Annotated in this window: 27 protein-coding genes; 17 read left to right on the top strand and 10 right to left on the bottom strand. The window is 66.3% G+C overall.

The window, feature by feature from the left end; translation table 11 throughout:
- Positions 1–2 precede the first annotated feature (2 nt).
- Positions 3–959, top strand: a complete 957-nt coding sequence (locus DES52_RS03660; protein ID WP_110885418.1) for a type 2 periplasmic-binding domain-containing protein — start codon at positions 3–5, stop codon at positions 957–959.
- Here DES52_RS03660 and DES52_RS03655 read toward each other — a convergent pair.
- Positions 946–1989, bottom strand: a complete 1044-nt coding sequence (locus tag DES52_RS03655; RefSeq protein WP_211317849.1) for a zinc-binding dehydrogenase — start codon at positions 1987–1989, stop codon at positions 946–948. The two genes, DES52_RS03660 and DES52_RS03655, sit on opposite strands and share 14 nt — an antisense overlap.
- 161 nt (positions 1990–2150) lie before the next feature.
- Here DES52_RS03655 and DES52_RS03650 point away from each other — a divergent pair, with 161 nt between their 5' ends.
- The 14 genes from DES52_RS03650 (at position 2151) to DES52_RS03595 (ending at position 15262) form a co-directional block, all read left to right on the top strand.
- A complete protein-coding gene (locus DES52_RS03650) occupies positions 2151–3839 on the top strand; it encodes a long-chain-fatty-acid--CoA ligase (RefSeq protein WP_110885417.1) in 1689 nt (562 codons plus the stop codon).
- Between the two features lie 104 nt (positions 3840–3943).
- The gene (locus DES52_RS03645; RefSeq protein WP_110885416.1) at positions 3944–4324 is read left to right on the top strand and encodes a response regulator; all 381 of its coding nucleotides are present in this window, start codon (positions 3944–3946) and stop codon (positions 4322–4324) included.
- Positions 4321–6702, top strand: coding sequence for a transglycosylase domain-containing protein (locus tag DES52_RS03640; protein ID WP_170130877.1), 2382 nt, complete (start codon positions 4321–4323; stop codon positions 6700–6702). Before DES52_RS03645 ends, DES52_RS03640 begins: the two co-directional genes overlap by 4 nt.
- Positions 6699–7079: a penicillin-binding protein gene (locus DES52_RS22805; RefSeq protein ID WP_170130876.1), complete on the top strand. Its 381-nt coding sequence runs from the start codon at positions 6699–6701 to the stop codon at positions 7077–7079. The genes DES52_RS03640 and DES52_RS22805 overlap by 4 nt, the downstream gene beginning before the upstream one ends.
- Position 7080: 1 nt before the next feature.
- Positions 7081–7764 (top strand): cytochrome c biogenesis CcdA family protein, encoded by a 684-nt coding sequence (locus DES52_RS03635; RefSeq protein WP_110885415.1) that lies wholly within the window; start codon positions 7081–7083, stop codon positions 7762–7764.
- On the top strand, positions 7761–8411 hold the full coding sequence (gene ccmA / locus DES52_RS03630; RefSeq protein ID WP_110885414.1) for a heme ABC exporter ATP-binding protein CcmA: 651 nt from the start codon (positions 7761–7763) through the stop codon (positions 8409–8411). The genes DES52_RS03635 and ccmA overlap by 4 nt, the downstream gene beginning before the upstream one ends.
- Positions 8408–9109, top strand: a complete 702-nt coding sequence (locus DES52_RS03625) for a heme exporter protein CcmB (RefSeq protein ID WP_110885413.1) — start codon at positions 8408–8410, stop codon at positions 9107–9109. Before ccmA ends, DES52_RS03625 begins: the two co-directional genes overlap by 4 nt.
- Before the next feature lie 155 nt (positions 9110–9264).
- A complete protein-coding gene (gene ccsA / locus DES52_RS03620; protein ID WP_110885412.1) occupies positions 9265–9972 on the top strand; it encodes a cytochrome c biogenesis protein CcsA in 708 nt (235 codons plus the stop codon).
- A gap of 108 nt (positions 9973–10080) precedes the next feature.
- A complete protein-coding gene (gene ccmE / locus DES52_RS03615; protein ID WP_110885411.1) occupies positions 10081–10557 on the top strand; it encodes a cytochrome c maturation protein CcmE in 477 nt (158 codons plus the stop codon).
- A gap of 93 nt (positions 10558–10650) precedes the next feature.
- Entirely contained in the window at positions 10651–12624 is a 1974-nt protein-coding gene (locus tag DES52_RS03610; RefSeq protein ID WP_245900666.1) for a heme lyase CcmF/NrfE family subunit, read from the top strand.
- 17 nt (positions 12625–12641) lie between these two features.
- Positions 12642–13166, top strand: a complete 525-nt coding sequence (locus DES52_RS23385) for a TlpA family protein disulfide reductase (RefSeq protein ID WP_245900664.1) — start codon at positions 12642–12644, stop codon at positions 13164–13166.
- A gap of 2 nt (positions 13167–13168) precedes the next feature.
- A complete protein-coding gene (locus tag DES52_RS03605; protein ID WP_245900662.1) occupies positions 13169–13612 on the top strand; it encodes a cytochrome c-type biogenesis protein in 444 nt (147 codons plus the stop codon).
- Positions 13609–14667 (top strand): c-type cytochrome, encoded by a 1059-nt coding sequence (locus DES52_RS03600; protein ID WP_110885410.1) that lies wholly within the window; start codon positions 13609–13611, stop codon positions 14665–14667. Before DES52_RS03605 ends, DES52_RS03600 begins: the two co-directional genes overlap by 4 nt.
- Before the next feature lies 1 nt (position 14668).
- On the top strand, positions 14669–15262 hold the full coding sequence (locus tag DES52_RS03595; protein ID WP_245900660.1) for a Rieske 2Fe-2S domain-containing protein: 594 nt from the start codon (positions 14669–14671) through the stop codon (positions 15260–15262).
- Positions 15263–15264: 2 nt separating this feature from the next.
- Here DES52_RS03595 and DES52_RS03590 read toward each other — a convergent pair whose 3' ends face one another.
- A complete protein-coding gene (locus tag DES52_RS03590) occupies positions 15265–15501 on the bottom strand; it encodes a hypothetical protein (RefSeq protein WP_146237179.1) in 237 nt (78 codons plus the stop codon).
- A 133-nt stretch (positions 15502–15634) separates the two neighbouring features.
- Between DES52_RS03590 and tdh the strand changes: the two genes are divergently transcribed.
- The gene (gene tdh / locus DES52_RS03585; RefSeq protein ID WP_110885408.1) at positions 15635–16678 is read left to right on the top strand and encodes an L-threonine 3-dehydrogenase; all 1044 of its coding nucleotides are present in this window, start codon (positions 15635–15637) and stop codon (positions 16676–16678) included.
- Between the two features lie 84 nt (positions 16679–16762).
- On the opposite strand, the gene DES52_RS03580 is transcribed toward tdh, so the two are convergent.
- Both DES52_RS03580 and lepB read right to left on the bottom strand, forming a co-directional pair.
- A complete protein-coding gene (locus DES52_RS03580) occupies positions 16763–17554 on the bottom strand; it encodes an enoyl-CoA hydratase-related protein (protein WP_110885407.1) in 792 nt (263 codons plus the stop codon).
- 13 nt (positions 17555–17567) lie between these two features.
- Positions 17568–18131 carry a signal peptidase I gene (lepB, locus tag DES52_RS03575; protein WP_110885406.1) on the bottom strand — a complete coding sequence of 188 codons (564 nt, stop codon included), beginning with the start codon at positions 18129–18131 and terminating at the stop codon, positions 17568–17570.
- Positions 18132–18219: 88 nt separating this feature from the next.
- Here lepB and ruvA point away from each other — a divergent pair, with 88 nt between their 5' ends.
- Positions 18220–18816 (top strand): Holliday junction branch migration protein RuvA, encoded by a 597-nt coding sequence (gene ruvA, locus DES52_RS03570; RefSeq protein WP_110885405.1) that lies wholly within the window; start codon positions 18220–18222, stop codon positions 18814–18816.
- Here the strand turns inward: ruvA and DES52_RS03565 are convergent.
- The 6 genes from DES52_RS03565 to DES52_RS03540 are packed head-to-tail and all read right to left on the bottom strand — an operon-like array spanning position 18799 to position 24803.
- Positions 18799–20613, bottom strand: coding sequence for an N-acetylmuramoyl-L-alanine amidase family protein (locus DES52_RS03565; RefSeq protein ID WP_110885404.1), 1815 nt, complete (start codon positions 20611–20613; stop codon positions 18799–18801). The two genes, ruvA and DES52_RS03565, sit on opposite strands and share 18 nt — an antisense overlap.
- Before the next feature lie 12 nt (positions 20614–20625).
- The gene (locus tag DES52_RS03560) at positions 20626–21939 is read right to left on the bottom strand and encodes a sensor histidine kinase (protein WP_110885403.1); all 1314 of its coding nucleotides are present in this window, start codon (positions 21937–21939) and stop codon (positions 20626–20628) included.
- Positions 21936–22613 carry a response regulator transcription factor gene (locus DES52_RS03555; protein WP_110885402.1) on the bottom strand — a complete coding sequence of 226 codons (678 nt, stop codon included), beginning with the start codon at positions 22611–22613 and terminating at the stop codon, positions 21936–21938. Before DES52_RS03555 ends, DES52_RS03560 begins: the two co-directional genes overlap by 4 nt.
- 48 nt (positions 22614–22661) lie before the next feature.
- Complete coding sequence (locus DES52_RS03550; RefSeq protein WP_110885401.1) at positions 22662–23078, bottom strand: hypothetical protein; 417 nt, start codon at positions 23076–23078, stop codon at positions 22662–22664.
- 4 nt (positions 23079–23082) lie between these two features.
- Positions 23083–24279 (bottom strand): amidase, encoded by a 1197-nt coding sequence (locus tag DES52_RS03545; RefSeq protein ID WP_110885527.1) that lies wholly within the window; start codon positions 24277–24279, stop codon positions 23083–23085.
- Between the two features lie 8 nt (positions 24280–24287).
- Entirely contained in the window at positions 24288–24803 is a 516-nt protein-coding gene (locus tag DES52_RS03540) for an LEA/WHy family protein (RefSeq protein WP_110885400.1), read from the bottom strand.
- Between the last annotated feature and the right edge of the window lie 45 nt (positions 24804–24848).

The raw sequence follows: 24848 nt of genomic DNA, 5'->3' as shown, positions 1-24848 counted from the left end.
GGGTGCGCAAACTTGCTCGGCGAACCGCGGCGGGGCTGCTCGTCGCCTCGTTCGCTTCGATCGGGCTCGCCCTCGACGTCGTGGGAACGTCACCTCCTTGGCAAGGTGACGCGGCCTACGCCCTCCGGTCGGCGGGAGACGCCATGAGGGAGGTCGCGGCGGGCCGCGCGGACGTCGCCCTCGTGTCCCTGCCGCTTCCCGAGCCACCGCCGAACGTCGGGGAGTTGCTGTGGGTGCCGCTCGCCGTGTACGCCGTGCGCGTCGCGTACCGTTTGCCGGGCGTGGAATTGCGCCTCGACGTCCGCGCCGCCTGCGGGCTGTTCTCGGGACGCGTGCGAGCGTGGGACGATCCGGAACTCGCGCGCCTCAATCCGGGCGTGGACTTGCCGAAGCTTCCCGTCTTGAGCGTCGCCCGCGCTTGGCCGAACGCCGCGAGCTTCGCCTTCGCCGATGCGTGTGTGCGCAGCGGCGAATGGCCGCGCGCGTGGCGTAAAAGTTCTTGGCAAGCGCACGCGGCGTCGATCGGGGCGAACGCCAGGGAAGTCTCGGGAGCCCTCGGCGTGACGGGCAGCGTGACCGTGCTGGGTCCGCGCGAAAACATGCCGTCCGGAGTCGGGGAGGCGCGCGTGCTCGCCAAGGGCGGAGAGTTCGTCGCGCCCACCGCGACCCTCGGGCTCAAGGACACCGCGCGCCTCCCGAAGGGACCCGCGCAGTTCCTGCCCGCTCCGAACGTCCTCGGAGCGTATCCGTTTCGCGGGCTCGTATGGGGCGTCGTTCCACGCGATCAGCGTTACAGGAACCGCACGCTGCAGGATGCGAACGATGTCTTGGCGTTCTTGGAGGCGTTGCGCGCGAAAGGAGGGCGGGACTTGCAACCCCTGCCGCCCTCCTTTCGCGCGCCGATTCCGTTGTCGTACGGTGACCGACCGCTCGCCCTCGCAGGCGTCAGTCCACGCTGAGGACGATCTTGCCGAAGAAGTCGCGCGAGGCCATCTTCTCGTGCGCCCGCGCCGCCTCGCTCAAGGGCAAGACGTCGGCGACGACAGGCTTCACGCGCCCACTTTCCACGAGCCGCGCGATCTTGTAAAGGTCGCCTTTGCGGCCCATGGTAGAGCCGAGGATGGAGAGCTGCTTGAAGAAGACGTGCGCGAGCGGCGTCGTCGCCTCGTAACCGCTCGTGGCGCCGCAAGTCACGAGGACGCCGCCCCATTTCAAGGCGCGCAGCGTCGTCTGCCAATTGTCGGCGCCGGTATGGTCGAGCGCGACGTCCACGCCCGCGCCGTTCGTGAGGGCCTTGATCGCCTTGCCGTAGTCCGACGCGCGGTAGTTCACGACGTCGTCCGCGCCGAGCGACTTCGCGAGATCGAGCTTCGTGTCGTCTCCGGCCGTCGCGATCACGCGCGCCCCGGCGAGTTTGGCGAATTGGATCGCCCAGGTGCTCACGCCGCTTCCGGCGGCCATCACGAGAACGGTGTGCCACGGCTTCACGGCCGCCTTGTCGAACACCATCTGCCACGCCGTGAGGCTTCCGAGGGGGACGGCGGCGCCCGTCACGAAGTCGAGCCCGCTCGGCAGGGGCAAGACGTTGGCGCGCGGCACGACGACGAACTCGGCGTAACCGCCCGCGCGGTGCTCGCCGAGAATCTGGTAGGACGGGCAGAGGTTGTCGTGGCCGGTGAGGCAAGCTTCGCAGTGGCCGCAGCTCACTCCGGGATTGAGCATGATCTTCGTGCCGACTTGGAGGTCGGTCACGCCCGGCCCGAGCTCGTCGATTTCGCCGGTGACGTCGCTGCCCAGGATGTGCGGCAGCGGAAGCTTCGGGGAAGCGACGCCTTTGCGCACCCACACGTCGAGGTGGTTGAGGGCGACGGCGCGCACGCGAACGCGCACTTCGCCCGGTCCGGCACGCGGCGCGGAAACGTCTTGCACTCGGAGAACGTCGGGCTCGCCTCGACCGGTCATGACGACGGCTCGCATGTTGTCGGACATGACGGCATGCTAACGCGCACGAAGAGCGAAGTTGGCAGGCGTCCGGCCTCGCCTTGCCCCCGCAAGGCGAGCGGCCGTTCTGCTCGTTCGCCTATCGACCGTTTGTTATACTGAGTGCAGAACTAAACCGAGTTCAACTTCGCCATCGAGGAGAGGGGCACATGAGCCATCCCTGGTATCAGCATTACGAAGAAGGCGTGCCGCGCGACTTCCAAGCAGTCGCCGAGCCGATCTACGCGGCGCTTCGGCGCTCGGCCGAGCGCTTTCCGGATCGCCTCGCCGTCGAGTTCGTCGGAGCGCGCTTCACGTACAAGGAGTTGTGGAGCCGCGTCAATCGCTTCGCGCACGCGCTCCAAGACCTCGGCGTGCGGCAAGGCGACCGCGTCTCGATCATGCTGCCCAACACTCCGCAGTTCGTGATCGCCTTCTACGGCGCGGCGCTCGCGGGCGCGATCGTCGTGAACACCTCTCCCCTCTACGTTTCGCGCGAACTCGAGCACCAACTCGTCGATTCAGGCTCCGAGACCCTCGTGATGCTCGACGCCTTCTACCCTCGCTACGAGGAAATCCAGGACAAGGTGCCCGTCAAGCGCGTCATCGTGACGGGCCTGCAAGACGCCTTGCCCTTTCCCAAGAACGTTCTGTATCCGCTCAAAGCGCGCAAGGACGGGACCTTCGTGAAAGTCAAGGCGCGCGGCAGCGTCTACGACTGGCGCGCGCTCCTCGCGAAGTCGGGCGGTCAGCCCTTGCCGATCAAGGTGCATCCTCAGGAAGTCGCGCTGCTACAGTACACGGGCGGCACGACGGGCACTCCGAAAGGAGCGATGCTCACGCACGTCAACCTCGCGTCGAACACGGCTCAATGCCGCGCGTGGATGCCGGGCCTTAAGGACGGTGAGGAGATCATGCTCGCCGCCATCCCCTTCTTTCACGTGTACGGCATGACGACGGCCATGAACCTCGGCATCTCCATCGCCGCGTCGCTCGTCCTGCTGCCCAATCCGCGCGACATCAAGATGCTGCTGAGCGCGATCGACCAACACCGCCCCTCGGTCTTTCCGGGAGTGCCGACGCTGTACAACGCCATCAACCAACACCCGGACATCACGAGGTACGACCTCACGAGCATCAAGGCGTGCATCTCGGGCAGCGCGCCCCTGCCCGCCGAGACGGCCAGAAAGTTTCGCGAGCTCACGGGCGGCGCCAATCTTGTGGAAGGCTACGGCCTCACCGAGGCGAGTCCTGTCACGCACGTCAATCCCGTTCACGGCGATCAACGAGACGGCATCGGCTTGCCGCTGCCCGGCGTGGATTCGCGCGTCGTCAACGAAGCTGGCGAAGAGGCGGCGCAAGGTGAGATCGGCGAGTTGTGGCTCAGCGGACCGAACGTCATGAGCGGGTACTGGCGACGTCCGCAGGAAAGCGCGAAGACGCTGTGCGAAAAGGACGGGCGCACGTGGCTGCTCACGGGCGACATGGCGGTCATGGACCACGGCGGCTACTTCCGCATCGTGGACCGCAAGAAGGACCTCATCATCGCCGGGGGCTACAACATCTACCCGCGTGAAGTCGAGGAGGTGCTGTACCGACATCCCGCCGTGCTGGAAGCCGCCGTCATCGGCGTGCCCGACGAGTACCGCGGTGAAAGCGTCAAGGCCTTCGTCGTCTTCAAGCCCGGTCAAAGCGCCACGCCCGAAGAGCTCAAGACGCTGTGCCGCCGAGAACTGTCGCCCTACAAGGTGCCGCGCAGTTTCGAAGTGCGCGCGGAGCTTCCCAAGACGGCGGTCGGCAAGATTTTGCGCCGACGGCTTCACGACGAGGAGATCGCCAAAGTCGGCGTTGGCACTTGATTCGGCTCGCGGCTCGCGTCGCGCCGCCCAACGAGAGGGCAGCGCGACGCGGCGCGGATTTCTCTACGGTTCTCTTCACGTGGAAGCCTCTAGAATACGTCCGTATGCCGTACACGATTCTAGTCGCCGACGACGAGCCCGCCATTCGTACGATGCTCGAAGTCATCTTGTCCGCTGACGGGCACGACATCGTCTCCGTCGGAGACGGCAAGGCGGCCTTGGAATATCTTCGGGGTCATACGCCCGACGCGATGCTGCTCGACGCCAACATGCCCTTCGTCAACGGCTTCGAGATTTGCAGCCGCGTCAAGCGCATTCGGCGCCTCTCCCACGTGCCCGTGATGCTCATCTCCGCCCAAACCGACGATCAGCTGCGTGATCACGCCAAGCTCGTCGGTGCGGACGACGTCGTCTACAAGCCGCTGAGCGGCAAGAATCTGCGGGGACGCGTGGCGTCCCTCATCGAGGGGAAACGCACGAAATGAAGTACGTTTGGCGCACGTTGGTGTTTTTGTGCTCGTTGGTCGTCGCGCTCGGCGTCGTGGGCGTCGGCGTCATCGCGACGTACGGCGTGAAGTGGGCGCGCGAACTACCCGACTACCGCGAGCTCGACGCCCTGACGCTCGAAAGCACGACGCGGGTCTTCGCGCGCGACCTCACGCCGCTCGGCACGCTCGTTCCTCGCCTCGGGGACGCGAACGTCAATCGCACGATCGTCTCGCTCGACGGCATCAGCCCGTACATGCTGGCCTCCATCGTCACGAACGAGGACCGCCGCTTTTTCGAGCACTACGGCGTCGACCCGTTCGGCATCGGACGGCAAGTGCGGCGCATTTTGCAAAACGAGCGTGTGCAAGGCGGTTCGACCCTCACGAACCAGCTCGTGAACAACACGTTGTTGCGCGACATGGAGCGCGCCCGAACGATCGAGCGTAAAGCCAAAGAGTGGATTTTGTCCGTGCAAGTCGAGCGGTCCTTCACCAAAGAAGAGATCTTGCAAGACTACCTCAACGTCATCTACTGGGGCGACGGGGGTCCGGTGGAACTGTACGGACTGCACGCGGCGGCGCAAGCGTACTTCGGCAAGAGCCCGCGCGACCTCTCGCTCGCCGAGGCGGCGTACCTCACGACCCTCGTCCCGAGCCCCGGCTTGTACTATCCGCGCTACGAGTTGCAACGTCCGTACATGCGCGCCCTCTTGGACCGCATGGTCGAGGACGGTTGGGTGACGCGCGCCCAAGCGAACGCCGCGTGGCGCGAGAAGTTGCAACCGCGCGGTTGGCGCGTGCAGTACGACGCCAACGGCACCATCACTTCCGCCAAGCTGGTCGACCGTTCGCAAACGTATCTCAAGGCCGTCACGACGACGCGCGCTCCGCACTTCGTGCGGCAAGTCGAGGAAGAGCTCATCAAGCGCTTCGGGGCCGAGCGCATCTACCGCTCGGGCGGGCTGAACGTGTACACGACGCTCGATCCTCAAGCCCAGTCGGCGGCGGAACTCGCGTCGCGTCAAGCGATCGTGCCGAGTGGCGCGACCCTCGGCGCGGTGCTGCTCGATCCGTACACGGGCGAGGTGCTGGCGATGGTCGGCCAGAAGCTCGTCGGCAACAATCCGCCCAGGGAGTGGAACAACGCCGCGCAAGGCCAGCGGCAAGTCGGCTCGTCCATCAAGCCGTTGCTGTACACGACCGCGCTCTCGACGGGTCAGTTCGACCAGTTGCACGAGGAGTTCGACGCTCCGACCGACTTTCCGTGCGCGACATGCCCCAACGGCAAGTACGCTCCCCAGAACTTCGACGGAAAGTACTACTACCGCGACATGACGCTGCGCGAAGCGCTCGACCGCTCGTTGAACATCCCAACCGCCAAGCTCGCGGTGGGCGTGGGCTTGCCGACCTTCCGCGAGAAGTTGCAAAGCCTCGGCCTCAATCCGCCGAAGGACTCGGGCTTGTCGCTCGCCCTGGGAACGCTGGAAACCACTCCGCTCGGCATGGCGGCGGCCTACGCGCCCTTCGTGAACGGCGGGACGTGGAAGCAGCCGCGCTTCATTCAGCGTGTCACGACGGCGGCCGGCGAGATTTTGTACGACGCGGCGCAAGAGCGGCCGACGCAACGGCGCGTGTGGAGTCCGCAAGTGGCGTACCTCGGGCTCGACATGCTGATGGGCGTCGTGAACGACCAGGGACCGCAAAGTCTCGCCGTGCGCGCCAAGATTCCCGGCTGGCAAGTGGGCGGCAAGACGGGCACGACGAACTTCGTGAAGGACTTGTGGTTCGTGGGCGTCACGCCGATGTACGTCGGCGCCGTGTGGGTCGGCAAGCAGGAAGGCGGCGGAATGGGCAACCGCGACTTCTCGGGCACCTATAACCCGCCGATTTGGCGCACGATGATGCAAGGCGCCCTCGCCGGAAAGCCGCCTCGTCAGTTCGCCGCGCCCGAAGGCATCACGTACACGCAAGAGCCGCGCCTCGGCGTGGAGGTCGCCAAGCTCGACCCCACGTATCAATCGGCGGCGAACACCCAAATCCAGCACGAGGACGAGCGCCCGCTGTACCGCGAGGTGAACGCGCCGCAAGGCGACGGCAACACCGTGAGGGTCGCGCTCGATCGCCGCAACGGCCGACTCGCCACCGAGTTCACGCCGCCCGAGGCGATCGTGGAGCGCCGCGTGCGCCTCGAGGACTTGCCAGGGTACGCGCCCCCCGCCAATCCCACACCCCTGCCCGAAGAGACCCCAGCGCCCAACGCGACGAAGAAGCCCTCGACTCCCGCGTCGAACCGACCGAATACGGACGCCGTGCCGCAAGCGCCGGTCGTGCCATCCACGCCTTCTTCGGGCTCTCCGGCCGCGAGGGCTCCGTGAGGACGATCTGGTTCGCGGCGCTCACCCTTCTGAGCGCCGCGGAGGCCGTGCCAAAGCTCGGCGAGGCCCTTCCACGGCATCCGTGGAGCGCGGCGGCGTTGGAACTCGTCGTCGTGTACAGCCACGATTGCGGCGACCTCGGCGCTTTGTGGAAGGACGTCCTCGCCTCGCAACTCCCGATCCGGGTCGTGAACGCCGAGGCGATTCCCGCGTCCGCTCCGAACGGACTTGACGTATGGCGAGGCGAGGACGCCACCGCCTTTTCGCGCGCCTTGAAAGTTCGTGTCTACCCCACGATCCTGCTCGTGCGCGAGGGTCGACTCCTGAACGTCTGGGAGGGGACGTTCGACTTGGGCGCTTTGAAAGCGCTTTTGTAGAATGAGCCTCGTGGAAGCTCCTCCTGGCCTCGGCCTCGCGTTCGCGGCAGGACTGTTGTCCTTCTTGTCGCCCTGCGTGCTGCCTCTCGTGCCCTCGTACCTCGGGGTGCTCGGCGGCGGCAAGTCTCCGATTCTGCGCGCCCTCGGGTTCATCGCGGGATTCGCGCTGGTGTTCGTCGCCCTCGGCGCGACCGCGAGCTACCTCGGCGCCCTCCTCGCTCCGAACAAGATCGTGCTGGGCCGCGTCGGTGCGGTTCTCATCGTGCTGTTCGGCCTCATGATGCTCGGCGTGCTTCGCTTGCCGCTCCTGATGCGCGACACGCGCCGCATGGAGTCCGCGCAAGGATACGGCGCGATCGCGCTCGGCGCGGCGTTCGGCTTCGGGTGGAGCCCGTGCCTCGGTCCCGCGCTGGGCAGCATCTTGATCCTGGCGTCGTCCAACGCGAGCCTTCCGCAAGGCGTGTTGCTGCTGACGTTGTACACGCTGGGGTTGGCCGTGCCCTTCTTCATCGCGGCGTTGCTGTGGCGCAGCCTCAACGTCCGCAAAATCACTCGCCTCTCGCCGCTGTTCGAGAAGATCGGCGGAGTGGTGCTGATCGTCGTCGGCATCATGATCTTCACGGGCGACTTCACGCGCCTGGCCAGCTTCTTCTACGCGGTGATGCCTCAGTGGCTGAAGTTGTGACAGCTCCCTCCCTTCCCGACCATGCCGTGCAACTGCGCGGCATCTTCGTGCGTTTGGAGCGCGAATTCGTCCTGCGCTCCCTCGACCTCGACGTGCGGATCGGGGAAGGCGTGGCGATTCTCGGAGCGAACGGAGCGGGCAAGACGACGCTGCTGAGAATGCTGTCCTCGGCAATTTCACCCACGCGTGGCGAGGGCCGCATTCTCGGATTCGACGTGCGTGACCGCCGCTCGGTACGCGAGCACGTACACCTGCTGTCGCACGAGATGGGCCTCTACCCGGACCTCACGCCCGCCGAGAACTTGCGTTTCGCGCTCGACATGCACGGCAAGAAAGGCAACGTGGAGGCGGCGCTCGCGCGCGTGGATCTTTCGCGCGCCGCCAATCGCCGCACGCGTTTTCTCAGCGCGGGCATGAGAAAGCGCGCCGCGCTCGCCCGCATGGCCCTTCTCCGCCCGCCTTTGCTGCTCGTCGACGAGCCGTTCGCGAATCTCGACGCGGCGGGTCGGCAGCTCACGCTGGAATTGCTGCGCGAAGCGCGCGAGGCGGGCAGCAGCCTCATCCTCGCCGCGCACGAGCCCGATCTCGCCGCCCGCGTCACCGACCGGACCTTGTTTATGCGAAGCGGGCAGCTGGGAGACGCGTGAGGAGCGGCGTCGGTTGGCGCGCGGTGTTCGTCGTCGCCGCGAAGGACGGACGCTTGTCTGGACGGACGCGCGACGTCCTCACGTCCACGGTGTTCTTCGCGGGCATGCTGATGCTGATTCTCGGCTTCGCGCTTGGGCCGGACGAAAACCGCCTCAGGACCGCGGCGGCGGGCATCTTGTGGAGCGCCCTCGCCCTCGCCGCCGCGATCGCCGCCGGGCGAGCGTTCGCGTCCGAGCAGGAAGCGGGCGCGCTCGAAGCGCTGACCCTCTACCCGGTGCCCCACGAGACGCTGTACCTCGGCAAGCTCTTGTCGACGGTGGTGCAACTGGTCGTGCTCGCCGTGCTCGTCGTGCCGATCGCGGCGCTCGTGTACGGCCTCGGTCCGGACGCGGGCGTGTCCGCCTCGTCGTGGTTCGGCTTCGCGCTCGTCGTGCTGCTCGGTCTCGTGGGCTTCGCGGCGACGAGTTGCTTCTACGCGGCGATCACCGTGAATCTCCGGGCGCGCGAAGCGCTGCTGCCCGTGCTCGCCTTTCCGGTGTTGGTGCCCGTCGTGCTGTTCAGCGTGCGCGCCACGGGCCTCTTGTTCGCGGGAGGGCTGAGCGCCGAGACCTCGGCGGCCGTTCAACTGCTGCTGCTGTACGACGTCGCCGCGATTGTCATCTCCACCTTGCTCTTTCCGTACGCCATCGAGAGTTGAAAGCCGCCGTCCGAACGCGATTCCGGGCGTATACAATGGGATATTCGCCCTTGGCAACCGCCGCCCGGAACGGCATTCTGAGGTCGCTACCGTCGTCTTTTTCCGCGTCGTGCGGACGTCGGCGACTGCGCCGTCCTCGCTCAGGAGAGTCACGCATGAAAGACCGCATCACCCCCGTCCTCGGGGTCGCAACCTTCGTTTCCTTCGCCGTCGGCTTGTACTTCGCGTTCGTGTCGCCGCCTGACGTCAATCAAGGCGACCTCGTGCGGCTCATGTATCTTCACGTGCCGAGCGCGTGGATGTCGTACATCGCGTACGGGGGCACCTTCTTGTTCGGCCTCGTCTACCTGATCACCCGCCAGCGCCGCTTCGACCGACTTGCCATGTCAAGCGCGGAAATCGGCCTTTTGCTGACCGCGCTGACCTTGCTCGGCGGCAGCTTGTGGGCGCGTCCCACTTGGGGAACGTATTGGACGTGGGATCCGCGCCTCGTCACGACGGCGCTCGCGCTCGTCATCTACGGCGGCTACTTTCTCGTGCGCGGCCTCATCGAAGATCCGGACCGGCGCGCTCGCGTCGCGTCCGTCATCGGCATCGCGGGCACACTGTACATTCCCGTCAATTACATGAGCGTGTACTGGTGGCGCTCCATTCATCAAACCCCGACGTTCCAGTTGCTCGGCAAGACGAACATCAGCGCGGACCCGCGCATGGTGCAAGCTCTGCTGTTCAATTTGCTCGCCTTCAGCATCATGTACTTCTTCTTCCTGCGTCTGCGCGCCAAGTTGGCCGCGCGAGTCGAAGCTCGCGAGGAACGCGAGTTCGACGTTCGCGCGGGCGCGCCGACTCTCAAGGAGGTCTGAGATGGATCAATTCGCTCCGTTCGTCTGGTGGATGTACAGCGTGACCCTCGCCGCGCTGATCGGCTATGTCGGCCTGCTCTTCTACCGCTTGCGGCGGGAGCGTGACGAGTGACCACGCAAGGCGCTCCCCTCGCGCCGCCTCGGCGGCGCAGGCGCAATCCGCTGCCGTACGCCCTCGCCCTCGCCCTTCTCGTCGCGGGCGGCGGGTACATGCTGTTTTCCAGCCTCGGCAACAACCTCGTGTACTTCCTGACGCCCCTGGAGTACCAGGAGAAGGCAGCGCAGTTCCAAAACCGCACCTTGCGCCTCGGCGGCCTCGTGCAAAACGCCGAGTACGACGCGAAGTCGCAGGCGTTGCACTTCACGATCACCGACGGAACGGCGTCGTACCCCGTGAAGTACCAAGGCGCCGTGACGGCCCTGTTCAAGAACAACAACGGCGTCGTCGTGGAAGGCAAGATGGAAAACGGCACCTTCCAAGCGAGCAATCTTCTCGTGAAGCACTCCGAGGAGTACGCCGCGCCAAAGTCCCAAGCGGACATCAAGCGCCTGCTGCAGAACACCAAGCTCGAAGACACGAAGTAAGCGCGAAGGGACACCTGACCGCCCGCCTCTTCGTAGACTGATCGGGCTTCTTGCTTTCACGTCGTCGAACTTCTCGCCTCGGAGGCGTTTCTTGTGCTGAACCTCATCTCGTTCGACCTGTCGCCGCTCGGGGCGTTCGGTCAAGTCGCGCTGCTCGCCGCGCTCGCCTTCACGCTGAGCGGCTTCTCGCTCGCCGTGCTCGGCGGCGTACGCCGCGACGACCGCCTCACGGAGAGCGCGTCGCGCGTCACGTGGGCCGTGTTCGGCTTCGCCACCCTCGCCTTGATCGCTCTCTGGTCGGCGCTTTTGCGCGACGACTTCAGCGTGAGGTTCGTCGCCGATCACTCGATGACGGTTTCGCCGCTGTGGGTGAAGATCGTCTCGCTTTGGGGCGCGCTGGAAGGCTCGATTCTGCTATGGGCGTGGCTGCTCGCGCTCTTCACCTTCCTCGTCGCGACCGTCGCGAAAAAAGACGCCCTGAAGCCCTGGGTGCTCGCGTCGATGTTCGTGAGCCTGCTGTTCTTCGTCGGCGTGAACGCCACGGTCGCCAGTCCGTTCACCCCGGTCGCCAATCCGCCCGCTCAAGGCGCGGGACCCAATCCCCTCTTGCAAAACCACTGGATGATGGCGGTACACCCCGTGCTGATGTACATCGGCTTCGTGGGACTCGCCGTGCCGTTCGCGTACGGCGTCGCCGCGCTTTTGACAGGCCGCACGGGCAACCTGTGGCTCGTGCAGACGCGCCGTTGGACGTTGGTGGCGTGGGCCTTCCTGACGGCCGCGATCGTCGCGGGCGGTTGGTGGAGTTACGAGGTGTTGGGCTGGGGCGGCTACTGGGCGTGGGACCCGGTCGAGAACGCGTCGTTCGTGCCTTGGCTGCTCGCGACGGCCTTTTTGCACTCGCTGCAAGTCCAAGAGCGTCGCCGTATCCTTGTGCGCTGGAACGTTTGGCTGATCGTCGCGGCGTACGCCGCGACGATCCTCGGAACGTTCCTCAACCGCTCGGGCGTCGTACAAAGCGTGCACGCCTTCGGCAACGGGCCGGTGGGCCCGGTGTTCCTCGGCTTCTTCGGCGTGCTGATCCTCGGGGGCCTCGTCCTCGCGACGTGGCGCGCGCCGCTTTTGCGCGACGAGCACAGCGTCGACCAACCCGTTTCACGCGAAGGCGCGTACCTCGCCGGAAACGTCGTCTTCCTCGTGTTCGCGATCATGGTCGTCGTCGGAACGCTCTTCCCGGCCTTCGTGGAGGCCATTCAAGGAACGCGCATCAGCGTCGGACCACCCTTCTTCAACGTCTTCGCCATTCCGCTCGGGCTCCTCATCCTGTTCTTGATGGGCGTCGGCCCCCTGCTGCCGTGGCGGCGCGCGCCGGGCGAGAAGTTGCTGAACGCTTTGCGGTTTCCCGCCCTCATGTTCGTGCTCGCCGTGCTGACCGGACTGGCGGTCGGCGCGCACGAAATCGGGGTGCTGCTCACCTGCGGGCTCGTCGCGTACAACATCGCGGGGCTCGCGCAACTCACCGTGCGGGCCGCTCGTCAGCGGCGCGCGGGCCTCGTGACGCTCGTGCGCGAGCAGCCTCGTCGTTACGGCGCGTACCTCGCGCACCTCGGCATTGCGATCGTCGCGCTCGGCTTCGCCTTCAGCGGCACGTACCGCGCCGAGACGATCGTGACGCTGGAGCAGAACAAGGCGCACAAAGCCTTGCACGAGCGCCTGACCTTCCTCGGGCTGGGCACCGAGCGGCTGCCCGACCGTCAGTCCGTGTACGCCCGTGTCTTGGTGGACGGCGTGGAGTACCGACCGCGCAACAACGCCTACGTCACCTCACGCGATCCCGTGGCGACGCCCGCCGTACGCTACGCCTTGCTCGGCGACACGTACCTCGTGGTGACCGCGTACGACGCGAAAGGCGCGTGGGTCAACATTCGTCTTATCGAGTCGCCGCTCGTCTCGTGGATTTGGTGGGGCACGCTCGTCGTCGTGCTCGGCGCGGGCCTCACGCTCGCCGCGCCCGCCCCGGCGCGGGTTCCGAGCCGCTCCACACGCGTCGCCCCTGCCACCGACTGAGCATCTGGAGTGAGACTTTGAAACGCTGGATCCCCCCTATCCTCGCCGCCGCGCTCGTCGCCATCCTCGCCCTCGCGCTGCTGCGCGGCAATCCGCAAGACGCGGGCGGGCCGCTCGTCGGCAAGCAAGCTCCGAACTTCACCCTCACCACCCTCGACGGAGGCACGGTCAGCCTCGCGTCGCTCAAGGGACGGCCCGTCGTCGTGAACTTCTGGGCGTCGTGGTGCGTGCCGTGCCGAGAGGAAGCGCCGCTGCTGCGCCAACTCGCCGAGAAGCAGTCGGCGAGCGGCCTCGCCGTCGTCGGCATCGCCTTCCAAGACCGCGAGAAGGACGCCCAGGCCTTCAAGCAGGAGTACGGACTCGCCTTTCCCACCGCGCTCGATCCTAACTCCGAGACGGCCATTGAGTACGGTGTCGGCGCCGTGCCCGAAACGTTCGTCATCGATCCGAGCGGCAAGATCGTCCGGCACTTCCGCATCGACCTCACGCAAGTGCGCGATCAGTTCACGCAAGAGCTCGCGAAGCTCGGGGTGGAGTTGTGAGCGTGCGCCGCCTCCTGACCTTGCTCGTCGTGTTCGCCTTGACGATCGCCGCCGCGCAGAACCTCACGCCGACGCAAGAAAGGCGAGCGCAACGCATCGGGGACAACTTGCGCTGCCCGGTGTGCAGCGCCGTGCCGATCACGCACTCTCCGTCGGAGTTGTCGCAGAACATGATGCGCGAAGTGCGCGCGCAAATCGCGGCGGGGCGCTCCGACACGGACATCTACGCTTACTTCTCGTCGCGCTTTGGCGAAACGGTGTTGCTCGACCCGCCGATGCGAGGCGTGAACTTGGCGCTGTGGGCGATTCCGGGCGTCGCGCTGCTCGGCGGGTCGTTTCTGCTGGCGCGCTACTTGCGCGGCGCGAGTAGCGCGCCACGCGGCGAAGGCGTCGACGAGGCGTTGGTCGCCCGCGTCGAGCGTGATCTTCGAAAGGACACGCCTTGATTCTCCTCGTCGTCGCCCTCGTCGTCTCGATCGTCGCCGCCCTGATCGTCGTCACCGGTCCCCTGGGCAAGGCGGCTCCTGAAACGTCGGCGACCGACGAGGTGCGCGCGGACCTCGAAGAGGAGTACGGCGTCGTCCTCGCCGCCATTCGCGAACTCGACGATGCGGTGGAGCGTGGCGAAGCGGACGAGGAAGCCGCGCGCAAGGAGCGGCTTCGCTTGCAGGGCCGCGCGGGCCGCGCGCTGAGCGCCCTCGAAGCACTGCCCGTCACGCCGAAGCGTCCCGGCGTCTCCCCCGTTCGGCCCGGCATGGTCGCTCTCGTCGGCGCGATGGCGCTCGTGGCGATTGGCGCCTTCACGTTCCTGCCGCGCTGGCAACTCGCGGGTCTCGGGGCGGGCGAGCAGGACGCCTTGAGAAGCGCGCTCGACATTCCCCGGCTCGAGCGCGCGGCGAGGTCGTCGAAGACCCTCCAAGCGTACATGACGCTCGGCCGCGCCAACTTCCAGGCGGGCCGCTTCGAGGATGCCGCCCGCGCTTACGCCGACGCGCTGCGCGTCGATCCACGGCAGGCGGAAGCGCTGCGCCGCGTTGGCGGAGTGCTGCTGCAAGATCCGGACAAGCTGCGAGAAGCGTACCAATTCATCGATTTGGCCGCGCGGCTCGAGCCGAACAGCGACGAAGGGCAGCTCTTTCTCGGCTTCGCCCTCGCCCGCGGCGGAGACGTGCCAGGCGCGTTGAAGGCGTTGGAGCGCTACCGGACCCTCAACCCGCAAGGACGGGACGCCGACGAACTCATCGCGACGTTGCGCGGCGCGGACAGCGCGGCGGACCTCGGGCGCGCGACGTACGCGGCGAGTTGCGCCTCGTGTCATGGCACCGAAGGGCAAGGAGGCGTCGGACCGAGCCTCGAAGAGTCGCGTTTGAGCGAGGATGCCATCAAGGCGGTCGTGCGAGGCGGCGCCGCCGGAATGCCCGCCTACGACGCGACCGAGCTGTCCAACGAGCGGCTCGACGCCCTCGTGAAGTTGCTGAGGAGCTGGCAGGGAGGCTCTTGACGTGAGCGACGCGCCCACGCCCAAGCCGTCTTTTCCGAAGCGCACGGTACGTAAGATCGAGCGCCGCAAGCTGTTGGAGTACTGGTGGGTGCTGCCAGTCGGCGCGACGCTCGGAGCTTTCGGGTACATGATCGACTACGCCAAGCACGTCACGCTCGACAAGCGCGAGGCGGGGGCGCCGAAGTACGTTTCGAAGCCTCCTCGGCGCGTCGCCGCCATCGCTGACTTCCCGGAGCCCTTCTCTATGCGCGACTTCTCGTTCGCGGGCACGTCGTGCGTCCTCGTGCGGTTGGAGCGCCCCACCGCGTACAGCCTGACATCGTCCGGCGCGCACTTCGTCGCGTTTTCCCGCGTGTGCACACACCTCGGGTGTCTGGTGAACCACTTGCCGAATCCCGACGCGGTCGCGTTGACGTACAACTACCGCCCGGATCACCCCGTCTTGGGTTGCCCGTGCCATTTCTCGGTGTTCGATCCGGCGCGCGAGGGACGAAGCGTCATCGGGCGGGCGCTGTACCCTTTACCGAGGGTACGGCTCGAAGCGCGTGGCGACGAGTTGTTCGCGACGGGAATCGAGCCGCCGCCGAGCGCTTGACGTCAGGCGAGCATTCGAGCGAACACGCGCGCCCGACCGCTGGGATAGCTGGAGAAGGCGTGGACGACGACGTCGTACTCGCGACCTCGAAACTGCAGCGAGCTCCGACCGCCTTCCGCGCCGTGCAAATGCAGCAAGACACGGTCTCCGAGCTTGAGCCAGCCGAGTTGCGTTTCCACGACGCGTCCGGAAGCGCCTCCGGAGAGATCGTTCGTATCGCACAGAATCGTGATATTCATGCGTCGAGCGTAAGCGAAGAAAGTGGGCACTCGGATACGATTTTCTGAAGTATTTCCGGGCGGCGAATTGATTTCTTAGCATCACGGCAAGATCACCTCCCTAACGCTCGTTTGCGTTACAGTGAATCGCTTTATGCGAGCCCTTTTCAAAGAAGCCCGACCGGGCGCCCAACTTATCGAAGTTCCAGAGCCGACGCCAAGTCACGGCGAGATTCTCGTCGAGGTGATGGCGACGAGCATTTGCGGCACCGACATGCACATTTACAACTGGGACGCGTGGGCACGCTCGCGCTTTCCCGCGCCGATGGTCTTCGGCCACGAAATGACCGGCAAGGTCGTGCAAGTCGGGCCGGGCGTCAATCCCGACATGGTGAAGGTCGGCGATCACGTCAGCGCAGAGACGCACGTGGCGTGCGGTCACTGCCTTCAGTGCCGCACGGGCCGCAAGCACATCTGTAAGAACTTGCGCATCCTCGGCGTGGACATGCCGGGCATCTTCGCGCAGTACGCGGTGATTCCCGCCGAAAACGCCTGGGTGAACGATCCGGACATGCCGTGGGAAGTGGCGTCGCTGCAAGAGCCCTTCGGAAACGCCGTTCAAACGACGTTGGCAGGACCTGGCGTGTCGAGCCGGACGGTGCTCGTGACGGGCTGTGGCCCTATTGGCCTCATGGCGATTCAAGTGGCGCGGGCGAGCGGAGCGTCGCTCATCATCGCGACCGACCCGAACGAGACGCGGCTTCACAAGGCGCGCGAACTCGGCGCAGATCTCACGCTCGACCCGAGAAGCACGGACGTCGTGAAGGCCGTGTACGACGCGACCCGTGGAGACGGCGTGGACACCTTGCTGGAGTTCAGCGGCAATCAGGCGGCGATTCGCCAAGGCTTCCAATCGCTGACGTACGGCGGGCACGCGAGCTTGCTCGGCATTCCGGCGGGCGCCATCGAGTTCGATCTCGCCAACGACATCGTCTTCAAGGCGGCGACCGTCACGGGCATCTCGGGCCGCAAGATGTTCGAGACTTGGTATCAAGTGCGCGAACTCGTGACGCGCGGCAAAGTCGACCTTCGGGCCGTCATCAGCCACCACGTACCGATGACCCACTTCGAGGCGGTCTTCGAGGCGGTTCGCGCGGGCAACGCGATCAAGCCCGTCATGCTGCCGCAGGAAGTGTGACGCCGAGGCTGGATTCGGAGAAAATGAACACGGCGCCCACGGGTGTGTCGAACGAGCGCCAAGGCCGAATGCCTTGGCGCTCGTTCAACGTCCCTTCCAATTCGGCGGGCGTTTCTCCAGGAAGGCGCGCATGCCTTCCTTTTGGTCTTCGGTGGAGAACAAGAGGTAGAAGTTGTGCCGTTCCAACTCCAAGCCGACTTCGAGGGTCGTGTCGAAGGCTTTGAGGACGCTTTGCTTCGCGAGGCGCACGGCGACGGGCGCCCGAGCGGCGATTTGGCGCGCGACGCTCAAGGCTTCGTCCAGGACGCGCTCGGTCGGCACGACGCGGCTCACGAGCCCCGCCCGCAAAGCTTCGTCGGCGCTGAGACGGCGGTCGTTCAGCACGATTTCCATCGCCAAGCTCTTGCCGAGCGCGCGAGCGAGTCGCTGCGTGCCGCCCGCACCGGGAATGATCCCGAGGTTGATTTCGGGCTGACCGAACACCGCGTTCTCGGCGGCGATGACGATGTCGCACACCATGACGAGTTCGTGGCCTCCGCCGAGCGCGAAACCGGCGACAGCGGCGATCAAGGGCTTGGAAGTCTTGCGCAGCGCTTCCCACTGCGCGAGGCGCACGTCGGCGAGCAAGTCCGCCGCGCTCTTGCCGCTCATCTCGGCGATGTCCGCTCCGGCGGCGAAAGCCCGTTCGCTCCCGGTGATGACGATGGCGCCCACGTTCGAGTCGGCGTCGAATGCGCGCACGGCGGTCACGATCTCGGCGAGGGTGGCAGCATTGAGGGCGTTGAGCACCTTGGGGCGGTTGAGGCGAACGAGGCCGACGTGACCGGGCCGCACCTCCACCACGATATGCTCGAACGCCGGGTTTTGCGAGGTCATGCGGTCATCTTACTCAGGGTGGCGCGCTCCACAACTTCGGCCCGATCACGCCCGCGACGTCTCGATACGCGACGAAGCCGAAGTAGCGCGAGTCCACGCTTTCTCCGAGCCGTCGATTGTCGCCGAGAACGTACACGTGCCCTTCGGGAACGACGACCTGGGCTTCGTCCTGTCCGGCCTCGCCGGTCGTGGTGCTCTCGGCGACGCGGCGTCCGTCACGGTACAGCCAGCCACCACGAATCTCGATCGTGTCCCCGGCGAGCCCGACGACACGCTTGATGAGGTATGGGCGGTGCTTCAAGCCGAACATCGTCGTCTCGTAGCTTTCAGGTTGATTCGCCGGGCCTTTGAAGACGATGATGTCGCCTCGGCGTGGCCAGTCGTCGTGGTTGCCGCTCCAGACGTGCAACCAGCGCGGCAACTTGTAGAGCAGCAGCAGATCGCCGTCGTGCAAGGTGGGATTCATGGAGTTGCCGTCCACGCGGGCGAGCATGCACAAAAAGGTCGCGACGATCCACACGGGCACGATGGCGCCGAGCACCCAGTCTTTGACGAGTTGCCAAGTTCTACGGCGCACCCACGGAGCTTAGCGCACGAAGGTGAAGCGCGAGCGACGAGCGGCGTTCTGTTACGAACAGAGTGGCAGGCGGCTGGTAAGATGAATCGTGATCGCTTTTCTCGAAGGGCCCGTGCGCGAGTTGCGCGAAAGCAGCGCCGTGATCATGGCCGGTGGCGTCGGCTACGAGGCGTTGTGCCCGAAGACGACGCTCGAAACGCTGACCATCGGCGAAGTCGCCACGCTGCACACCCGCCTGCAAGTTCGCGAGGACGCTTGGACGCTCTTCGGCTTTCATCAAGCCGACCTCGGGACGTTGTTCGATTACCTCGTGTCCGTGTCGGGCGTCGGCGGCAAGCTCGCCCTCGCCTTGCTGAGCGCCATGCCATCGGCCGTGCTGGCCCACGCCATCTTGAACGGTGACATCGGCTTGTTGAGCAGCGTCTCGGGGGTCGGCAAAAAGACCGCCGAGCGTCTCACGCTGGAGCTTCGCAGCAAGTTGCCGCCTCGGCTCGCCAACGAGGTCTCGGCGTCGAAGCGGCCCATGGGCCTCAACTCCAGCGCGGAGCGCGACGCGGTGGACGCCTTGCTTGCCCTCGGCTTCCGTGAACTCGGCGTGCGCGCCGTCGTTTCCGAGTTGCTGTCCGAAGATCCCTCGCTCAGCGCCGATCAGCTCATTCGCAAGGGGCTAGGGCGTTTGCGCTGACGCGCGAAAGTACGCTTCGAGGCCGTCGGCGAGGCTGCGTGCGTACGCTTCCCTTCCCGCGCCGCTCATCAGCAAACGCAAGTCGTCCCGGTCGGTGAGGTAAGCGAGTTCCATCAGGACGCTGAGCTGCGTGCTCGGGCGGGCGAGCGCGAAGTTGCGGCGGAAAACCCCGCTGCCGTCCTCTTGGGTGTCGCGCACGCTGCCGGGCACGCCCGCCACGACGGCGTCAACGAGGGTGCGGGCGAGGCGCCTCGCCCCCGGTTGAAAGTAGTACGCGCCCGCTCCTCGGCAGCAGGCCGGAGGCTGTCCGTCCGGCAACGCGTTGGCGTGGATGCTGAGGAGCACGTCCGCGTTCTGCGCTTCGGCGAAGAGCGCCCGATCGTACAACGGCACCGTGACGTCCGTTTGGCGCGTCAGGAAGACGGTCGCGCCACGCTCGCGCAGAAGTTGCGCGAGCCGCAGGGTAACCGGCAAGACGAGGTCTTTTTCCGGGACCCGCAAACTGCCCGCGCCCCCGAGCTCACGGCCGCCGTGACCCGCATCGAGTACGACGCGCCGTCCGGAAAGCGGACGAGCGTCGTCCAAGATCGGCGGAACGCGCACGCGGACCACGAGGTCATTGCCGTCGAAGGTCGTCGTGTAGCCCCACGCGCCCGACCCGGCGAAGTGCAGCGTCACGTTCGTCGTGTCCGCGTCCCGAGTCACGTCGACCGTCCGCACGAAGCCCGCTCCCTCTATCGTGTCAGCCTCGCTCGACGTTCCGAATAAGCGAAGCCTGAGCGGCGCGAAGTTACCCTCGTCAGGCTGCACCACCTCGAAGGCAGCCCGCCCCGTGAGGGGCAGGCGCACTTCCTCGAACGAAGCGTCGCTCGGACTGCCCCCCGGTAGGGCACGAACGCTCGGCGAACTCAAGTGAGCCGTCAACGGCGCGGCGGGCGCTGACGACAACGAGGCGGCGCTCGACGGCAGCCATCCCAAGCGGCCCGCTTCGAGGGCGACGTGCAGTCGATCGCCGACGCGAGCGACGACCGGAAAGCTTTGCCCAGCCTTCGAGAAGACGATGGGCCAGCCGTCCTCGTCGGTGATCGCGGTGAGATACGAGTTCACTCCCATGCCGACGTCGGGCGCGACGACGAGCGCGTTCCTGGGCCCGCCCGGTCGAGCGCTCAACGTTCCGGGCGCCGTGGCCGTGACGCGTTGCCCGTCTCGTCCCACGAGCGCCAAGGTCACGGGTAGGTTCACGAAGCGGTCGGACGTTCCCAAGATCAGCTTTGCCTCGTAGAGGCCCGGTACGTCGAGGCGTTCCGTCATGGGCCGCTCCGCGTTCGACCCCGCTCGGTACGTCGCCGTTCCGCCCGGCGCCCCGTGAAAGCGAATCGTGATCGTTCGCGCCGCCAAGCTTCCCGAGAGGTCGAAAACTTCCACGCTCGCTCGCGGCTCGATCGATTCGAGGCGCAGCGCCGTCGAAACGGCTGGCAGGGCGACGTCGGGCTTCGACGTGACCCACCACTCCACGTCGCTGCGCTCGCCGCCGAGTTCGCTTTGCAGCTTCAAGACGTTGAGGCCCGGACGCAGCGGCAACCACGCGATGAACAAGCCGTCGGGATCCACCGGCAGGAGTTGTCCGTCGACGGAGAGGGTCGCGCCGGGCGTCACGGAGCCTTCGAAGAGAACGTGATCGAAGGCGACGCTCGACGCGTTCGGTGGATAGGCGACGAACACGTCGGGCGCTGCGAGCGACGACGAGTACAGCGCGAACGACCAGGCAGCGAGTGACGCGAGGAGGCGCGGTGGCATGAGGCCTTCAGTCTAGGCGGCGCGCTCTCGGGCATCGTGAGCGGCTCTCAGGGTCACGGTCACGCGGCTCCCGCCTTCCTCCATGCGCTCCAGCGTGACTTTTCCACCGTGCAGTTCGGCGATGCTGAACACGACGTTCAACCCGACCCCGAAGCCTTGCGTTCGCCTGGATCCAGCGGCGTCGACGCGGCGCAGGACCTCGTCCGGGAAGCCGACGCCATTGTCTTCCACGACGAGCGTCGTGCCGCGCACCGCGACGAGGACTTTTCCCGGAGAGGTGGCTCGAAAGGCGTTTTGCAACAAATTGTCGAGCAGGCGCGCGAGCAGCACTTCATCGCCTTCGATGTCGCTCGGCTCGCCCTCCACGTCCAAGTCGATGTTAAGGCAAAGCGCGAGCGGCATGAAGCGGTCCACGGCTTCTGCCGCCACGCTCCACAGATCGAGTGGACGTAAGTCGGGCAGGGCGGTCTCGACGCGGTTGAGCGTCAGCAGGTTCACACTGAGGCGCTCGAAATGCTGCGTTTTCGTCCAAACGCGCTCCAGCACCTCGCGGTACTCGTCGGCGGTGCGCCGACGGCTGAGGGCCACTTCGACTTCGGCTTGCAGGGCGGCGATCGGCGTGCGCAAATCATGGCTGGCGTTTGCCAGGAAGGTTCGCTCACGCTCGCGAACCTTCCTGAGGCGCATCACGCCCGACCACAAGGCGCGAGCGACCGTGGCGATCTCGTCCGGGTATTTCAAGGCGGGCGGGGTGAGGTCGTCCGTGCGCGTGTCGAGGCGCGCCGCCCACTCGGCGATGTCACGCAGAGGCCGCAGTTTGAAGCGGACCACCATCCACGCGAGCGCCCAGCCGATCACGGTGATGAAAAGCGCGACGGGCAGGGCCGCCCGCAAGTAGTCTCGCTGCGTCGCCCACACGACGGCGAGCGGCCGTCCTACCTCGATGGCGGCCCCGTTGGCTTCGACGCGCAGCATGCGCCAGCCGTCGACGTCGGAGAAGCCGAGGCTCGAAGCGTGGGGCATGTCGCGCACGTCGCTTTCCCACCAGCGACGTGCACCGAGCGAGACTCGGGCGTCCACCAGCATCACCCCGTCGCTCAGCACGTCACGCAATGCCTCGGGCGAGGCGGACGAATCGAGCATGTGATGATGCACTTGGCGCGCCTTCTCGGCGAGCAGGGCATCGAGGCTTTCGAGACTCGTGCGGCGCAATTGAACGCTCGACAAGACGACGAGCGCGCCGAGCGCCAAGGCGAGCAGCACGAAGACCGCGAACGACATGCGGACACGCAGCGTTCGAAGGTGTGCCGTGGGCAGGCGTTTCATGCCGCGCGGCTCGCCGGAAAGCGGTACCCGCCTCCACGCAAGGTCTCCAGGATGTCCTGTCCGAGCTTACGGCGGATGTTACGGACATACACGTCGATGATGTTCTCGTTGACGCCGTAGGACTCCTCCCAAACACGGTCGATGATGTCTTCACGCGAAAAGAGGCGCCCGGGGTGCGTACTCAGAAGTTCGAGCACGCTCAGTTCCTTGGCAGTGAGGTGCACCGCCTGCCCGGCCTTCGTGATGCGTTTCAAAGTCCAGTTCATCTCGACGTCTTGCCACAGCACCTCCAGGCGAACGCCGCCTTCGCCGCGCCGCAGCAGCGCACGAACGCGGGCGAGAACTTCACGCACGTGGAAGGGCTTGGTGAGGTAGTCGTCGGCTCCCGCGCGTTCCAAGCCTTCGAGTCGATCGTCGAGGCCGTCGCGCGCGCTCAGCATCAAGACGGGCACAGGAATGTTCTTGGAGCGAAGCGCCCGAACGAAGGTGAAGCCCGCGTCGTCACCGCACGGCAAGCGAATGTCGGCGATGACGGCGCTATGGGGGTAGGCTTCACACAAGCTCAGCGCTTCGTCGGCGCGGCTCGCCTCGTCGACGGCGAAGCCTGCCTCCCGAAGAAAGCGAGCGAGGGGGGCACGGATGTCGAGGTCGTCTTCGAGGATCAGCAGGCGCATGTCGGCAGAGTCTGCCGTGCGAACATGAAGGCCATCTAAAGAGAAGGATTAGAAGCGAATCTCGGCGCCGAGTCCCGCGCGGAATCCTCGTGAAGCCGGGTAGGCGCGCACGGTGGCGGTGAGGCCCAGCGGACCAATGAGGTTCGCGCGCAAGCCGCCTTGCAGATAAGGCTCGGGCGTGGCGGAGAACACGATGCCCGCTCCGAGAAACAAGTCCGTGTCCGTCAGGGGCACGCCGACATCGCGCAGGGTGGCGCCGACCGTGAGGACGTTGGCGGTCGTGCCGGTGGGCCGCTCGAAACCGCCTTCGACGCCCAAAGTCCCGATGAAGGGCACGGGCAGCAACGCCACCCCGGCGTTCACGGTCGCCGCGTTCGTCGTGAGGTTCACACTTCCCCACCCGAAGGCAGCGGACGCGGACGGGGTGGCGGCGAGCAAAGCGGAGATTGTCAGCAGTCGTTTCATCTTTTCACCTTCGAGATTCGGGGAAGGCTCGCTCAAGGTCGAGCCGTTCGAGTGTCAGCGCGAGGCCCAAGACGAGTGCGTCCGCTTTTCGAGGCGCGATGATCTGCACGCCGAGGGACAGCCCGTTCGGACCGGGAAGCGGCCAGGAGATCGTCGGAACGCCCAGCAGACTCCAAGGCGCCGTCAAACGCAGGATAGCCGCGCGGTACGGCAGCGTTTCTGTGGACAGCGTCAATTCCTCCTCACCGACCCGTGGCGCGACGCTCGGCACGGCGGGCGCGAGCAGCACGTCGAACGCGCCGAACACGTCGGTCAATTGCCGTCCGAGGCGGTCACGCCGCTCGTGGGCAGCCTCGACCTCTTGGGCCGTCAAGGCTTGGCCCGCCCTCAACAAGCCCAGCGTGAACGGCAAGAACCCCGGCGACTCGGTCGTGAGCGCCTCGCGGTGCACCTCCGCCGCTTCCGACAGCACGATCGGCGAGTACGTTCCCATCACGTCCGGAAAGTCGAAGGGTTTCGACGTCGCGCCGAGCGCCAATACGCGCGCCTCGAACGCCCTGAGAGCGTTTGCCGCGTCGGGCGTGAGCCAGTTCTCGACGTTCCACACGCCGATCCTCACGCCGCTCCACGACATAGGACTCGCCTGCTCGCTCGTCAGCACCTCGTGCACGCGTGCCAAGACCTCCGTGCTGTTCGAGAGGGTCCCGACGTGGTCGCACGTCAAGCTGAGCGGCAGCACCCCGCGCGCCGAGTAGGTGCCGTACGTCGGTTTGAAGCCCACGACGCCGCAAAACGCCGCGGGCACGCGAACCGAGCCGCCCGTGTCCGTGCCGAGCGCGAAGTTCACCTCACGGGTCGCGACGGACGCCGCCGCGCCGCCGCTCGATCCGCCTGCCACTCGCTCGGCGTCCAGCGGATTGCGCGTTCCGCCGAACGCGTTCGTGCCGAGCACGCCGAGCGCCACTTCGTGCAAGTGCGTCTTGCCGACGAGCGTCGCGCCCGCATCGATCAAGGTGCGCACGACCGGGCTCTCCTCGACGAAGGGCAGCGACGCTCTCGTACTTCCCGTGAGCGGCCATCCCGCCACGCCGAACAAGTCCTTCGCGCTGAACGTCAAGTCCGCGAGTTGGCCGTCAGGGGCACCACGCAGCGGTACGTCGGGACGGTACGCCCAGATGCCGAGATCGCCGGCCGCATTCACTTCGTGGCTCACGGCAGGATGCGCGGCTGGCGCAGCACGCCTTGCGCCAACGTGAACGGTCCGAACGTCGGTCGTCCCAAGAGGCCCGCGTCCACCGAGAAGGTCCCGTCCACTCGGTAGCTCACCGCCTCGCCTCGCGCCGCGCGCAGGAACGTCGCGGCGTTGGAAAGATTGAGCGGCAAGGTCACGTCCGCGCTTTGAGTCGCCTCGCCGTTCGCCGAGAGGGCGACGTTCGGGAGTTCGATCGAGCCCGCGTTCTGCCCGTCGAGGAACAGCGATCCGCCCGCACGGGCCACTCGAATGCCGAAGGGGTTGGGGTTCTGCACGCGCAGCTTCAACGACAAGGTGGCGCTCGACGGAATCAGCCCCGTGAAGCCCACGCTCGTGAGACGTATTTCTTGCACCTCGAAGGTCGGGACTTGCACGACGGGCACGCGCGGCACGCACCCGCCGAGCAGTGCCGTGCCGAGAACCGCCAAGGACAACGCCCGCGCGAGGGGCGTCGAAAAGATCGGCTTGAGCATGACCGCAGTGTACGCGGCGTTTCGCGCGCTTTGCCTGACCGCCGT

It is taken from the genome of Deinococcus yavapaiensis KR-236 (assembly GCF_003217515.1).
GTDB lineage: Bacteria > Deinococcota > Deinococci > Deinococcales > Deinococcaceae > Deinococcus_A > Deinococcus_A yavapaiensis.
Note: the sequence above shows the minus strand (reverse complement) of the source record. Positions and strands in the feature narration are given on the sequence as shown.

Bases quoted from the DNA above. Each gene is read 5' to 3' on its own strand.
- DES52_RS03540 (WP_110885400.1), bottom strand. From the start codon at position 24,803: ATGCTCAAGCCGATCTTTTCGACGCCCCTCGCGCGGGCGTTGTCCTTG.
- DES52_RS03655 (WP_211317849.1), bottom strand. From the start codon at position 1,989: ATGTCCGACAACATGCGAGCCGTCGTCATGACCGGTCGAGGCGAGCCC.
- DES52_RS03580 (WP_110885407.1), bottom strand. From the start codon at position 17,554: ATGACCTCGCAAAACCCGGCGTTCGAGCATATCGTGGTGGAGGTGCGG.
- DES52_RS03560 (WP_110885403.1), bottom strand. From the start codon at position 21,939: ATGAAACGCCTGCCCACGGCACACCTTCGAACGCTGCGTGTCCGCATG.
- DES52_RS03555 (WP_110885402.1), bottom strand. From the start codon at position 22,613: ATGCGCCTGCTGATCCTCGAAGACGACCTCGACATCCGTGCCCCCCTC.
- DES52_RS03650 (WP_110885417.1), top strand. From the start codon at position 2,151: ATGAGCCATCCCTGGTATCAGCATTACGAAGAAGGCGTGCCGCGCGAC.
- DES52_RS03565 (WP_110885404.1), bottom strand. From the start codon at position 20,613: ATGCCACCGCGCCTCCTCGCGTCACTCGCTGCCTGGTCGTTCGCGCTG.
- tdh (WP_110885408.1), top strand. From the start codon at position 15,635: ATGCGAGCCCTTTTCAAAGAAGCCCGACCGGGCGCCCAACTTATCGAA.
- DES52_RS03590 (WP_146237179.1), bottom strand. From the start codon at position 15,501: ATGAATATCACGATTCTGTGCGATACGAACGATCTCTCCGGAGGCGCT.
- DES52_RS03645 (WP_110885416.1), top strand. From the start codon at position 3,944: ATGCCGTACACGATTCTAGTCGCCGACGACGAGCCCGCCATTCGTACG.
- ccsA (WP_110885412.1), top strand. From the start codon at position 9,265: ATGAAAGACCGCATCACCCCCGTCCTCGGGGTCGCAACCTTCGTTTCC.
- DES52_RS03640 (WP_170130877.1), top strand. From the start codon at position 4,321: ATGAAGTACGTTTGGCGCACGTTGGTGTTTTTGTGCTCGTTGGTCGTC.
- DES52_RS03550 (WP_110885401.1), bottom strand. From the start codon at position 23,078: ATGAAACGACTGCTGACAATCTCCGCTTTGCTCGCCGCCACCCCGTCC.
- DES52_RS03635 (WP_110885415.1), top strand. From the start codon at position 7,081: ATGAGCCTCGTGGAAGCTCCTCCTGGCCTCGGCCTCGCGTTCGCGGCA.